The organism is Streptomyces sp. NPDC002573 (assembly GCF_042889625.1).
GTDB classification, from domain to species: Bacteria; Actinomycetota; Actinomycetes; order Streptomycetales; family Streptomycetaceae; genus Streptomyces; species Streptomyces gibsoniae.
The window spans coordinates 1-13002 of record NZ_JBIARC010000123.1; the positions used below are offsets into that span (position 1 = coordinate 1).

The window sequence follows — 13002 nt, forward strand, 5'->3', positions numbered from 1 at the left end:
AACACCCGGGGTGTGCCATCCGTATGACTTGCCAGGCCCTTGGAGGCGAGTGCGTCGAGGATCCGCGCGGCGTCCGCGTCGGACAGACCGGCACGCTGGGCCAGGTCCTGTGCGGTGGCCCGGCCGGACGTGACGAGCAGCCGGTAGGCGGCCTCTTCCTCGTGCGAGACGCCGGCGACCTCTAGCACCACGGAAGCTCTCCCCGGATCCTCGACCACGACGGTTGAACATCGTACTCATGGGAGGGATGGAGCAAGGGGGCGCAGGGTATGCCGCGTACCCCAGGCAGTGGCACCTATCGCTGCAGGACGTACGCGCGCTGCACGGGCTGACGCACCGTGTTCTCGGCCGCGTCGCGACCGTCACGCGCAGGGTCACCCAGGCACCGGCGGCTGTCTGCGACGGCCCAGCGACCCCGGCCTCGAAGGCGATGTGGCGGCGGTCGGTCACCTCAGCCGTGCGCCGACCGCGTCCACGATCGAGCCCTTCGGCGTCCGCCGGCCCTTCGGCGGCGCGTCGTCCGCGATCGCTCTGTGGACGGTGTTTCTCGAGATCCCGACCTCCTCGCGATCGCCCGCACCGGCATGACTTCCTCCCTGAGGGCGGAGCGACGAAGGTGCCCGGGACGGTGTCTGCCACCGTCTCGCTCACGTCGACGGTGGTGGAGGCGCCGAACGGATTGACGTCGCCCTTGCCGCTGGTGGAGTACATCTGGATTTCGTGCCGCTGCCGGTCGTAGAACAGCAGGTCGGTCAGTGCGTCCGGGCCACTGGACCGGCCCGGGGCGACATGGGTCCAGGGGGCGGACAGGTTGTTGCTCCCGAAGAGCTCGATGCGTCCTAGATGTCCGACCCGGTGCAAGCCGTAGCGGTGCAGTCAGACCTTCGGTCGGTGCCTGCGCGGCGCGCGGTCCCGCGATGTGTGACGCTCAGCCCGTCGTGCGTGGAGACGATCCGTCGGAGCAGTGGTCGTATGCGGACTTCACCGAGGGATACCACGTGCTCAGGGCTATCCGGCTACCCGGGGCGTCATCCTCACAGACGTAGCCCCCTGGGCCTGATGCGGGCTTGATCCGCAGTACGACTTCGTAGGACGAAATCTGTACGTGGCGAGTGCCCCTCGCTGCGATGACTCCCAGGCTGTCCTGCTCTGTACACTCGCTGTCCGCATCGTCGGCACACCAGAAGACGTCCACGGCGCTGGACGTCTCATTCGTCAGGGTGATCGGGGCGACGTTCTCGGAGTCAGTCGGATCTGGGTTGCAGCCGGCAAGGCAGAGGGCCGCCAGACTCAGCGGGACCGCGGTCACGCAACGAGCGACACGGTTGATCAGGAATTTCACGGGCCCCTCGAAAGGTGTTGCGCGAAGTGGCACCGTATCGCAAGACCGCCGGTCAAAGACACTGAGTTCGAGTGTTCCAGGGGCGGTTGACGGACTGATGTCCGTCGGAACTGCGCCGGCGCTCAGTCACTCGCCGGCGTTGTGCCCGGTGTTCTCCCGGTCGAAAAACGGACAGGCCGAGAGGATGAGGCTCACGCGTCGCCGGCGGCGGACGACAGCGTGATGCCTGCCTGTGTCTTCGCGCCCTCGCTCGCCGGCGTCCGCCAGAGCATCGGCGATGCGCCGGAACGCCTTGCTCACCGCAGTGACCGAGTCCCCTGGTCGCAAAATCTTTCTAGGCCTCATGTATTGGACATCCCGCAGCGTGACGTCCAAGGGGGAGAGGCACGCAACGAGCCAGGGGCACCTACCGGCAGTGAGGAGGCGCTCCCTGGCCGTGTGTGTGCTGGACCGCGGATTTCGCATCGATGAACCTGCGGCCCCCTGGGCGGGGATTCGCGCCCAGACCAGTGCCTACCGCTGACTTGCCTCCTGGCGGGCCGATACGACCTCCGGGCCGACAGTCTCGATGCTTGGTGTGATGGCCTGGCGCTCTTGGATGTGGGCGTAGGCCATCAGGCCGAACAAGACCGCAAGCAGCACGGCCGAGGAGCCCGCGGTGCCCAGGTCCAGTCCGCCCTTGGCGACCGGCTTGGTGAGGAAGTCGCCGGCGGTGGCTCCGAGGGGGCGGGTGAGGACGAAGGCGATCCAGAACAGGAGGACGTTCGGGACGGCGGGCACCTTCATCAGGACGACCAGCACGACCAGCACACCGGCCACCAGCGCCGCACCGCCCAGGTAGCCGAGGCCGGAGCTGTCGGACAGGAAGTCGCCCATCGAGGTACCGAGGGTGTTGGAGACGAGGATCGCCGCCCAGAACAGGGCCTCGCCCTTGAAGGTGACGATGTCGCGGATCTGGAACGTCATCCCGCTGATCCTCCAGGCGAGGAAGATCACCAGGAGGATGGAGACGAGGATCGCGGCTCCCTCCGGGTAGCCGAGACCGAGGCCCTGCGGGCCCCAGCCCAGCGAAGTGGCGGCACCCGAGAGGTACTTGTCGCTGGCGTCGCGGTTCATGAAGTCGGACATCGTCGTGCCGGCCATGCTGGTCGACAGGATCACGGTCCAGTAGAAGAACGGGTTGTACCGCGAGGACCGCAGCTGCACCACCAGCGTCACCACGAAGATCAGGAAGAGGGCGATCGTGGTGAGGAAATAGCCGAACTTGAGCGTCTGGGAGAACAGGTCGCCCGCCGTCTCACCCAGAGTCGTCGCAGCGATCTTCATGATCCAGAACGCCAGCGTGACCTCGGGCAGCTTCTTCATCACAGACTTCGTCGACGTCAAAAGGGTGCTCCTGTGCTTGTGGGGGTGGGTCTCCGTTCGGCCCTGACAAGATCAACCTGAAGGCGTCCTGGACGTGCGCATCGCGGATCTCGCGTCAGTGCGCCCGCTGTGCTCTACCTCTAAACTTTTGCATCGTCCGCACCTCGCATGGCAGCCGCCGCTCCCGCTCGAACACCCGCGCAGGGAGCGGCGGAGGCCAAGGATCGTCAGGGCACCGGAAGGCTTCCGGTTCTACTACTTACGGTGGCCGGGCGCGCCGTGTTCACGGCGAGCAGGCTGCGCCGAAGGCACCAGAGAGATCTCGGCCAGGTTCGGCGCCGCCCTCATGTGACAGCCTCGGCCCCACTCAGCTCAGACATCGGCCCGACCACTTCCCTCCGGCGTCTGCGGCGTCTCGGCGGGTCCGCCCGCGTAGCCGGCCGACAAGGTTGCCGTTGATCGGCCGACCGGCCGGCGATCGTGGCTTTCGGTTGGAGAGGTATCCACCGTGCGGGTCCGTCGGCGGTCGGTGAGCATCTGCCAGTACACCAGAATGGCCAAGACGGCGAGCAGCGCGGATGAGGTGATCGTGGTTCCTACTCCAAGTCCGCCCTGTGTGACGGGCTTTTCCACCGCGTTCTCCACTACCGCTCCGAGGGGACGGGTCAACCTAGGCCGCCCAGAACAGCACCGTGCCCGAGATCGGGGTCAGGTAGTGCGCGGCGAGGATCACGAGCACGGCCCCGGACAGCAGCAGAGAGCTGTCGCGGAAGCCGAGGCCCAGACCGCCGGAGAGGAAGTCTCCGCTGGAGGTGCCCAGCGTGTTGGACACCAGTGTCGCGGCCCAGTACAAAACCTCGCCCTCTGTAGTGGCGATCCGTTCCACATCCATCGTCTGTCCGGTCATCCGCCAGCCGATCAGCACGATCGCGAGCAGACTGGTGAGCAGAATGGAGCCGCCGGCGTAGCCGAGCCCGGCGGTGCGGTTGACGTAATCGGACATCGCGGTGCCCACGATGCTGGTCGTCAGAATGACCGACCAGAACGCCATCAGGTACTGGCCCGGGTCCGGGCCGATGCGACAGGCGGTGCGTGATCGCGGTGGTGGCGTCTTCGGTCAGCCGCCCTCCTGCTGAACCTTGGCGTGGGCCAGGCGGTAGGAGTCGGCGCCGATCTCGCTGGATACGGTGAACACTCTGCCCGATGGCCGTTCACCGGCCGCTGCGCACCAGGCTGATCGGGCGGACCAGCCTGCCGCGGTGAACTGGTCGGTCATCTTCGAGTAGGGATCGTCCTCCTGGGCCAGGGCAGTGAGGTTCCACCTCGCTCCAGGACGCGACGCGGGCGAGTGGCTGCTCGGGCGGGATCATCTACGGACGAAGTGCACGCCGAAGCCGGACGGCACGGCGGCGAGACAGGGCGGTGCCGGTCCGCCGCAACCTGGCGTGCCACATCAGAAGGTCAACAGTGCCTTGCCCCCGGGCGCCAGCGATGTCGGCTGCCCGGGGGCGCGGCGTGCGGACTGAACAGCGTTACGAGATCCGGCCTTCGACGATGTGCAGGGAGACCGGAATCGGCGGCACCCAGTACGGGGTGTCGCCGCGAAGGATCAAGGATGCCGTCCAGTCACCGGGCCGGCCGGCCTCGCGTGCGTTCAGCGTCACCGTGAACGAAGCGCTCTGCCCGGGCCGCAGGGTGAGCCGGTGCGGGCTCTCCGACAGCCAGGGCACGTCCGACTCGGTCTGGGCATACCCCGGAAGCAGGTCCGCCGTGGCAACCGGAACAGGGAAGCGGCTCTGGCTGCTGCCGCCCACCCGGTACAGGCCGGGTGCGCCGCCGCCGCGGTAGACCGCCGTGGGAGCGTCGGGCAGCGCGCTCCAGGTGTCCGTGCCCGGGTCGTAGGCGTAGCCTTCGGCGGTGAGCACCCGGTTCACCCCGACCCGTTTGAAGCCTCCGGACACCAGGAGCTGTCCGTTGGCGGCGGCGTAGACACCGGCGGCCAGGCCCACCGGCATGTCGGCGATGGACTGCCAGCTGTTGGACGCCGGGTCGTAGACGTAGCCGACGCCGGTCTCGACGTAGTCGTGGTTTCCGCCCGCGCAGTACAGCTTGCCGTTGATCGCGCCGCAGGAGGCCCAGCTGATCGTCTGGGGGTAGTCCGCGGCCTTGGACCACCTGTCGGAGCGCGGGTCGAAGACGTACACGGTGTTTGAGCAGTCGGTGTTGGTGCATCCACCGACCACGTAGAGCCGCCCGTCGAGTACGGCGCCGGCCGCCCCGAAGCGTCCCTCGGGAATGTCGGGGCCCTTGGCCCAGGTGCCGCCGGCAGCGTCGTACACCTGCATGGTGCGGCTCACCACTTCGTCGGGGGCCCAGCCGCCCACGGTGTACAGGTGGCTGCCGATGAAGCCGTGCGCGGTGGCCTGCCGGGGTTCGGGGGCACTGGCACCACGGGTCCAGGCACCCGCCGACGGGTCGTAGACGTAGAGGTCAGCGATGGGGTTGTGGCCGTCCGATGACCCGAGAGCGGAGTAGAGCTTGCCTCCGTGGTTCTCCACCGCGTTGTCCATGACGGGGGTGGGGAGGTCGGGCAGTCCGTGCCAGGCGGTGCCCGGCGCAGCGGTGCCGGGTCCGGTTCCGGTGCGTTCGCCGATCCGGATAGTCGCGGAAGCGGTGCCGGTGTTCCGTACGGTCACCTTGCGCGCCACCATGCCGTGCGACGTGGCGGTTGCCCCGATTTGAGTGGTGCCGACCGACAATTGCCCCGCTTTGAGGACGAACGAGCCCTTGGCGGCGTGGTCCTCAGTCACGGCGGCCGTGAGGGAGGCGGTGCTGTAGGAGGGCTTGGCCGCCACGAAGGTGTGACGGCCGCCACCGGGCACGAACAGCCGGTAGAGCCCGTCTCCGACCTGCGGGTCACCGGTGGTGGCCACCGTCGGCGCGGAGGATCCGCCGGTGGAGCCGGTGCTCACTGCGGCGCCGACCAGTCCTCGTCCGGTGTTGGCGTCGGAGACGGTACCCGTGAGCACGCCGCCGGGGACAGGCTTGAGGACCCGTTCCGCGACCGTCACGTCATCGACGGCCCACAGCACGCCGGGGCCGGTGAAGTGGAACCGCACCTGCACCGCGCCCTTACCGGCGTAGACGGTCAGCGGGATCTCCACTCGGCCGCTCGCCCACAGCTGGTCCTGGTGCCACACCGTGGTCCAGGTCCTGCCGCCGTCGGCGGTGACGTCCACATCGCCGGTCTGCTCGCCGGACCCCTCATAGTCGGTGCTGAATGCCAGCTCGGGGTCGCCGGTGCGGCGGAAGTCGTAGACCGGGCTGACCAGTTGGGTGTCGAAGGCCGTGTCCCAGCCGGCGTGGTCGTTGTCGGCGATGGCGAACCCGCCGGACCCTCCGGTGTTGTTGCCCCGGCCGCCCGGATCGTCGAATGCCCAGCCCTGCCCGGTGCCCACGGCGTTCACCACGCTCCAGCCCTGCGGCGCCCCGGTGGTGGAGTCGAAGGACTGAGTGTTTAGGGTGTTCACGTTCAGGGTGTACGCCGGGTTGCCGTCGGCCCAGGTGTCGGCCGGCAGCGCCAGCCCGACGTTCTGGTCCGCGGTGCTCACCGCCACCTGCCGTACCAGGGGCTGGTAGTGGGTGTCGTCGCTGACGACCCGCAGGGTGTAGGTGTGGTTCTCGGGCAGGTCCAGGCGGTACGCGCCGGTGTAGGCGTCGGACCAGACGGGAGCGCCCGGCACTCCGTCCACGGTGATCTTGGCATGGAGCGGCCAGCCGTGGCCCGAACCGTCGGTGACGGTGCCGGAGACACGGTGAGTGGCGAGCCTGCGCAGGGTGAAGTCCCGGGTGACGGCGCCGCCGTCGGTGATCTGGACGTCCGGTGCCTCGCCGGACGCGTAGCCGTAGGCGGTGACCTGTACCTGGTAGTCGCCGACCGACAGCGGCAGGGTGTAGTGGCCCCGGCTGTCGGTGGTAGCGGTGTAGACGCCGGCGGTCACCTGGGCCGCGGCGACCGGTGCGCCGGTGGCGGTGTCGGTGACGGTGCCCGAGAGGGTGCCGTGCGCCCCCATGCGGAACGCCGACAACCCGTCAGGCGTGCCCAGGCCGGTGGGCCCGTCGTAGCCGGTGCCCGCGGCGCACAGATACGCTGGTGAGCATTTTCCGTTCGACCCCGTCGTCACGTCGTGCAGCCCGGAGCCACCGCTGGCGTACGGGTACGCGTTGGGGTACGTCCCGGTGACCGGGGTGCCGGCATTGGCGTACACGCCGGCGATGATCGGTGCCGACGCGCTGGTGCCGCCGGCAAGGCTCCAGCCTCCGGACCCGCCGTAGGTGTCGTAGACGGCGACACCGGTGGCCGGGTCGGCCACGGCGGAGACATCGGCGACGGTACGTCCGGGGCAGCCGCTGTCCCGCTGGAAGGCCGGCTTGGGCTCGTACAGGGAGCAGCCTGAACCCGTGCCGGCACCGTCGTGGTTCCACACCGACTCGGACCAACCGCGGGCAACGGCCGGGTCCTTGGTGAGCGTCGTACCACCGACCGCCGTGACGTGCGGGGACGCCGCGGGGTAGGCGACGCCGTAGCGGTTGTCGCCGGAGGAGGCGACGATCGCGACGCCCGGGTGGTCGTAGTGCACGTCCGCCGACGACTCAGCGGGGTCCTCGGGGTAGAAGGCGTAGTTGGAGCCGTAGGAGTTGGAGACGTATCCCGCGCCGAGGGCCACCGCTTGGTCCACGGCGGCTCCCAGGTCGTCGATGGCGGGCTTGTCGGCCTCGACCAGCAGGATCCTCACGTTGGGGGCGACGGCGGAGACCATGTCCAGGTCGAGCGAGATCTCACCGGCCCAGCCGGGGTCCGGGGCGGGGTAGTCGGTTCCGCCGCGCTGGTCGACCTTGGTGAAGCAGCCGTTGGAAGTGGTGCAGGCGGGCAGCCCGTACTGGGCGCGGTAGACGGCGAGGTCGGCCTCGGCGTTGGGGTTGTCGAAGGCGTCGACGATGGCGATGGTCTTGCCCGCCCCTCCGTCCGCAGGAAGGCCGTAGGCGCTGCGCAGATCGGCCGGGCCGAAACCCTGAGGGGCGTCCTCGGCGGCCCGCAGGCCCTTGTGCGGCGCGATGTCGGTACGGCGAAGGCCGAAGCACGTGAACTCGTGCGGCTTGGGCGGGCCGCACAGCGGCTCTACATGGCCGGGCAACTCGTGGGTGAACGTGGAAGACTTCGCGGGCTTCTCACCGACGCCGGCCTGAGCGGGAGTCTGGACGCCGAGCGCCGTCAGTACGGCAGTGCTCAGCAGCGCCACACCAACGGCCGGCCATCTTCGCCAGCGGGGCACGGGTCTCCGGGATATGGACAAATCACAACTCCTATGGACTTCTTGAAGGCAACGGCACACGCCGTGCCCAGATGAGTGAGTTGCAGATCCATGCGGAAAAGTTCACGGGACCTAACGATTTCTTTCTGCACCCGGAGGCCTCTGTACTTCCCCATGGGCACACTGGGTATATGTGTGGCGGGCCACTCCGTCGCTGCCGGACCTGGTCGGGTGCGAGTCATTCGTCGGATCCGTGCGGCTCGGGGGCGAGACCGGACCGTCGTGCTCACGCGCCCCCGGCGGCCGGTGCGGGACGTGTCGCCGGGCCGCTGCCGACATCGACCACCAGCGCGTCGCGTGCGTCGAGTTCGCGGAGGGCCTCGGCGACAAGGGCCGAGGACCAGTGTCCCGGCACTGTGGCGGGGATCCGTACGGATGATCAGTATGTTCCGGCCGGTGAGGAGGCCGGCCGTGTGGGTGGTCAGCGGCGTACCGGTGCTCAGCCATGGCCGTGTCCCCTTTCTGTCGCATCCGCACGGGTTCCGTCGGGCCGAGGTACTCGCCCGCCCCCTCGGGCGGGCTCTCGCGCCGGAGAAGGTGCGCTTCAACGCCCTCTGCCCTGGATGCGCCGAGTCGCGGATCATCGATTCGCTGTGCGAGATGCTCACCGAGCAGAGACTTGAGGCCGGGCGGGGCCGTCGACTGAGCCCCGCCCGGTCGATCAACGCACCGTGCTGTCAGCGCAGTCCGAAGGCGCGGGTGATCGTCTGGGTGACGGTGTTCCCGGCGTCGTCCCGGGCGGTGGCCCGGAGGGTGGCGAAGTCTGCCGATTTCGGCGCGCTCAGGTCGGTCCGCCACCCCTCACCGGTGCGGGTCAGGTCGCTTGTGTGCCAGGTTTTGCCGTCGTCGTAGGAGACCTCCAGGGAGGGCTTCCCGATGGCGGCGGTGGTGCCGGGCAGATGCGAGGCGGTGACCGTCAACTCGGCATGCCGGTCGGCTCGACCCGCTGTGTCGGTGTCCACACCGTAGTCGAGTTGGATCAGGGGCAGGGACTGGGTCGACTCGGCCCCGGTGGCGGCGGAGGTGAAGTTCCACTCGGTCAGGGTGTGCGTCGAGTACGGGTTGGCCCAGGTTCCCCGGTCGTTGTCCACCACCAGCCGATAGGGCAGCCGCTTCGGGGCGAGCGCGGGGACCTGCAGCCATTCGGCGTTGCCCCAGTCGAGCTGGTGGTCGCCTTGATACAGCGCCATCCAGTCCTTGACGTCGAAGTTGGCCCCGGCTTCACCGACGTGTCCGGCTCCGGAGTCCCCCCAGCCGGGTGCGGTGACGTACATGGTGTCGAGGTAGCGCACCGGCTGGTAGCCCATCGGGCCCATCCGGGGCCGTTGGATCGGCCCGAACCAGGTGACCTTGCCGGTCCTTCGCGCCGGGTACTTGAGGACGTCGATGGAGTGCTGCCCGGTCTCGCCCTGGATGAAGGCGTCGTCCAGCCAGGTGGCGCCAGAGGTGACCCAGTCGGTTCGCTCGCCCTGGGCGGGGGCCGTGAGCTGGTTGCCGACGGCCCAGCCCTGCCAGACGTCCGGGCGGAACTCCATCGCCTTGCCCGGCCTGTAGTTGCGGAACGAGACGTCTACCTTGCCGAGGTCCTTGGGCTCCTCCCGCCAGGTCGGGTCCGCCGGGACTGCGCCGGTCCAGTGGTGCACCACGTCGTAGAGGTAGTCGGTGGTGGGGTGGGAGGTGACCTTCAGCTTGACCGCTCCATGCTGGAGCGAGCCGATCAGGGCCGCGCCCTGGTCGGCGTTGAGGGTCGCCACTGACAGCGGGGCCGGGCTCTCGGGGCTCCAGGGAGTCTCGTCCCAGGGCTGCAGGCGGCCGATGCCCTCGTTGACGACCAGGAGCACCTCGGCGCCCGCGGCCGCGGCGGCCTCCGCCTGCGCCTTGATCCCGGCCGTACTGCTGCCCAGAACCACCACGGCTTTGCCGTGCACGTCCCGGCGGGCCAGGTCCATCGCCGTGCCCTCGCCGGCGTAGACCGCCGTGAGCGTCCGGGTGCCCGCCGGCAGCGGCTCGGCCGCGCGCTTGACCAGCGGGTCGGCGTAATTCTTCGACGTCGTGCGCACGGTCAGCGCCGGCTGTTCGAGGCGGAAGCGGGCACCGAACTCGAACTCGCCGGCGGTGACCTTCTTGCCGGTCGGCAGGGCCCACATGCTGTCGTAGGACTCATTGGGCAGCATGGAGGACTCGACCAGGCTGTCGGTGAACGACCGGTGGACGTCCAGGCGCGGTGCGACAGCGGTGGTCTGCTTCGGTACGTGTGCCAGGATCTGCCGGGCCTTGCGGCCGTCCAGGGTGACGGTGCGGTCCTGGTCCAGCTGAACGTCGTTGAAGGCCAGCAGCGCCATGCCCAGTGAGCGCGGCCCGTTGGCCCCCTGCACGTCAGCGGTGAGCCAGCCGCTGTAGCTGCCGACGGGCAGCCGCAGCGTTCCGGAGCCGGACTTGTCGAGGTCCATGACGGTGAAGAGGTGCTCAGCGGCGAGGATGACCCTGCCGGACAGCGGATGGCCCGACCGGTCCTTCGCGACGACCGTCAGGTTCTGTCGTTGCCCCTCTCTGGCGCCTCCGATCAGGGTCCGGGCCCGCACCGTACCGGCGCCGTCAGTACCGGTGACCATGGCACTGACGGGCTGGTCGGCCGGCAGACGGTCCAGGTGCGCGGTCAGGTCGACCGAGGTCGTGCCGTGCGCGGGAACGGTGATCCGGTCGTCGGAGAGCGTGAACGCCCCCGACGGGATCGTGCCGTCGACCGCAAGGCCCAGGCCGACCGGGGTGTCACCGACGTTCGTGTACGTCACCTTCTGGACGTCTGTCTCGCCCGCCTTGGGAGGCCAGGTGTGGAAGCCGGAGTAGGCGCTCGCGGTGGCGAAGACCGAGGCGTGCGCCGCCGCGAGTGCGTCCAGCCGCCCGGCGCCGGCCTGGTACGGCGTGTACGAAGGGGTCGCCTTGACGCTGCTGACCAGTGCCTCCTTCAGCTGCGAGCCGGTCCAGTCGGGGTGCTCGCCGGCCACCAGCGCGGCGACTCCGGCGACGTGCGGTGTGGCCATCGATGTGCCGCTCATCGTGGTGTAGTAGCCGGAACCCCGCTTGTAGTGCGAGCGTGCCGCGACGATGTCGACGCCGGGTGCGGTGAGTTCGGGCTTGAGCCCGGCGTCGCCGTCGCGCGGGCCCTGGCTGGAGAAGTCCGCCAGCTGGTCCTTGGCGTCGACGGCACCGACGGTCAGCGCGGCGTCCGCAGCGCCGGGGCTGCTGATGGCGTGCGGGCCGCCGTTGCCTGCCGCGACGACGAACAGTGCACCGGTGTCGTGGCTGAGCCGGTCGACGGTCTGGCTCATCGGGTCGGTGGCGTCGCCGCCACCGCCCAGGCTCATGCTGATGATCCTGGCGTGCTGGTCTCGGGCCGCCCACTCCATGCCCGCGATGATCCATGACTCCTGGCCCCTGCCTTCGGAGTCCAGCACCTTGCCGACGGCCAGCCGTGCACCGGAGGCGACGCCTCGCTCCTTGCCGTCGGAGGCGCTGCCGGTCCCAGCGATGGTCGAGGCCACGTGGGTGCCGTGGCCGTTGTAGTCGGCGACGTCCGCCTCGTAGGGAACGAAGCTGGCGCTGGTGTCGATCTGCCCTGCCAGGTCCGGGTGCTCGGCGTCCACCCCGCTGTCGAGCACCGCGACCTTGACGCCCTTGCCCGTGTTGCCCTCAGCCCAGACCTGTTGCGCGCCGATCTGCGCGGTCGAGTCGGCCAAGTCCGCCTTCACCTTGGCGTCGAGCCAGATCTTGGCGATGCCCTCGGCGAAGGCTGGCGTCGCCAAGCGGGCCGCCGCGCCGGAACCACGGGTGAGCGCGGACCAGAACGCCGAGGCCTGCTTGCGGTTCTGCGCGAGGGCGGCACCCTGGATGCTGTCCAACCGGCGGACGACGTTCGAACCATCTACCTTCGGTCGGATCCGGGATGCGGCGGCGGTGTCGGTGTAGCGCACGATGAGCGGCAGCCGGGAGGCTTGCGCGTCGTCGTAGCCGTCGGCGATGAGCCGGGTCACGTTGAACAACTGCTTGTCGAGCTTCCCGGCGCTGACGTAGGGCAGGACGGCGTCGGGGTACACGTACGTCGCGCCGTCGATGACGGCGCGGTGGAAACCCGCAGTGGCGCCGTTCGCGGCCTCGAAGGTCCGAACGACGGTGCCGTCGGCGCCGGCACCGATGACGACCTTGTCGCCGGTGAGCAGGGTGACGGTGTGTACGTCGCCGCCGGATGACCGCTGTGCGGTTTCGGCAGGCACGGACATGACTGGGTCCGCGGCCACAGCGGCTGTGGCCGGTATGGCCCCGAGGCACAGGGCGGCGATCACGCTGAGGGCCGGGAACCCTGGTCTGAGGACACGCTTTCTGGGCAAGGAGAACCCCCAAGGGACGGGAATGCGGGAGGTGGCTTGGATCATGGAGGCACCCTCCGCCCCCAGCAACGGGTTGGTACTGGCGTATCTGCGCCATGGCACAAGTGCGCTACAGGAGGAGGCGCGAGGCGGCCTGGCGTGGAGCAGCCGTCATGGATCAGCTGCAACGCCGCTCGTGGCGTGCTGTCGGTGTCCTGCCGCTGACCACAGACGCCATGCGCCGGCGCATTTCCGCGCGCACTGCGGCGCCCACTGATGCTTAGTGGCGACCGTGGCTTGTGCCTACTCCGCGGACGGCCCGCTCACAGCCATCCGCGGCGTGCGGCCTGCCAGGCGAGTTGCATGCGGGTTGCTGCGCCGGCGCGTTCCATCATGCCCTGAATGCGGCGTTGGACGGTGCGCCGGCTCAGCCCGAGCTGTGAGGCGATCGCCTTGTCGGCGACTCCGGCCACCAGCAGGGACAACAGCTTGCGGTCGGTGGGGGAGAGTGCATCGGACGGCCCGGCTCCGTCCGTCCCTGAGATGGCGCCGTCGTCGT

Annotated in this window: 10 protein-coding genes; all 10 read right to left on the bottom strand. The window is 69.3% G+C overall.

Annotated elements, in window-relative coordinates; all coding sequences use genetic code 11:
- On the bottom strand, positions 1-191 hold a 191-nt coding region (locus tag ACFYX0_RS43985; RefSeq protein WP_388980485.1), incomplete at its 3' end, for a helix-turn-helix domain-containing protein.
- A gap of 1277 nt (positions 192-1468) precedes the next feature.
- Positions 1469-1642, bottom strand: a complete 174-nt coding sequence (locus ACFYX0_RS43990; protein WP_388980488.1) for a hypothetical protein — start codon at positions 1640-1642, stop codon at positions 1469-1471.
- A 213-nt stretch (positions 1643-1855) separates the two neighbouring features.
- Positions 1856-2707 (bottom strand): hypothetical protein, encoded by an 852-nt coding sequence (locus ACFYX0_RS43995; protein WP_388980491.1) that lies wholly within the window; start codon positions 2705-2707, stop codon positions 1856-1858.
- Between the two features lie 372 nt (positions 2708-3079).
- The gene (locus tag ACFYX0_RS44000) at positions 3080-3340 is read right to left on the bottom strand and encodes a hypothetical protein (protein WP_388980493.1); all 261 of its coding nucleotides are present in this window, start codon (positions 3338-3340) and stop codon (positions 3080-3082) included.
- A 37-nt stretch (positions 3341-3377) separates the two neighbouring features.
- Positions 3378-3758: a hypothetical protein gene (locus ACFYX0_RS44005; RefSeq protein WP_388980495.1), complete on the bottom strand. Its 381-nt coding sequence runs from the start codon at positions 3756-3758 to the stop codon at positions 3378-3380.
- Positions 3759-3824: 66 nt separating this feature from the next.
- Entirely contained in the window at positions 3825-3983 is a 159-nt protein-coding gene (locus tag ACFYX0_RS44010) for a hypothetical protein (protein ID WP_388980498.1), read from the bottom strand.
- Between the two features lie 256 nt (positions 3984-4239).
- The gene (locus ACFYX0_RS44015) at positions 4240-8007 is read right to left on the bottom strand and encodes a carboxypeptidase regulatory-like domain-containing protein (RefSeq protein WP_388980501.1); all 3768 of its coding nucleotides are present in this window, start codon (positions 8005-8007) and stop codon (positions 4240-4242) included.
- 298 nt (positions 8008-8305) lie between these two features.
- On the bottom strand, positions 8306-8434 hold the full coding sequence (locus ACFYX0_RS44020) for a hypothetical protein (protein ID WP_388980504.1): 129 nt from the start codon (positions 8432-8434) through the stop codon (positions 8306-8308).
- 322 nt (positions 8435-8756) lie between these two features.
- Positions 8757-12356, bottom strand: a complete 3600-nt coding sequence (locus ACFYX0_RS44025; RefSeq protein WP_388980506.1) for a S8 family serine peptidase — start codon at positions 12354-12356, stop codon at positions 8757-8759.
- A gap of 410 nt (positions 12357-12766) precedes the next feature.
- The coding region (locus tag ACFYX0_RS44030) for a helix-turn-helix transcriptional regulator (RefSeq protein WP_388980509.1) at positions 12767-13002 on the bottom strand (236 nt) is incomplete at its 5' end.

Excerpts from the sequence above, each read along its gene's own strand:
- ACFYX0_RS43995 (WP_388980491.1), bottom strand. The coding sequence starts at position 2,707 with ATGAAGAAGCTGCCCGAGGTCACGCTGGCGTTCTGGATCATGAAGATC.
- ACFYX0_RS44005 (WP_388980495.1), bottom strand. The coding sequence starts at position 3,758 with ATGGCGTTCTGGTCGGTCATTCTGACGACCAGCATCGTGGGCACCGCG.
- ACFYX0_RS44010 (WP_388980498.1), bottom strand. The coding sequence starts at position 3,983 with ATGACCGACCAGTTCACCGCGGCAGGCTGGTCCGCCCGATCAGCCTGG.
- ACFYX0_RS44025 (WP_388980506.1), bottom strand. The coding sequence starts at position 12,356 with ATGTCCGTGCCTGCCGAAACCGCACAGCGGTCATCCGGCGGCGACGTA.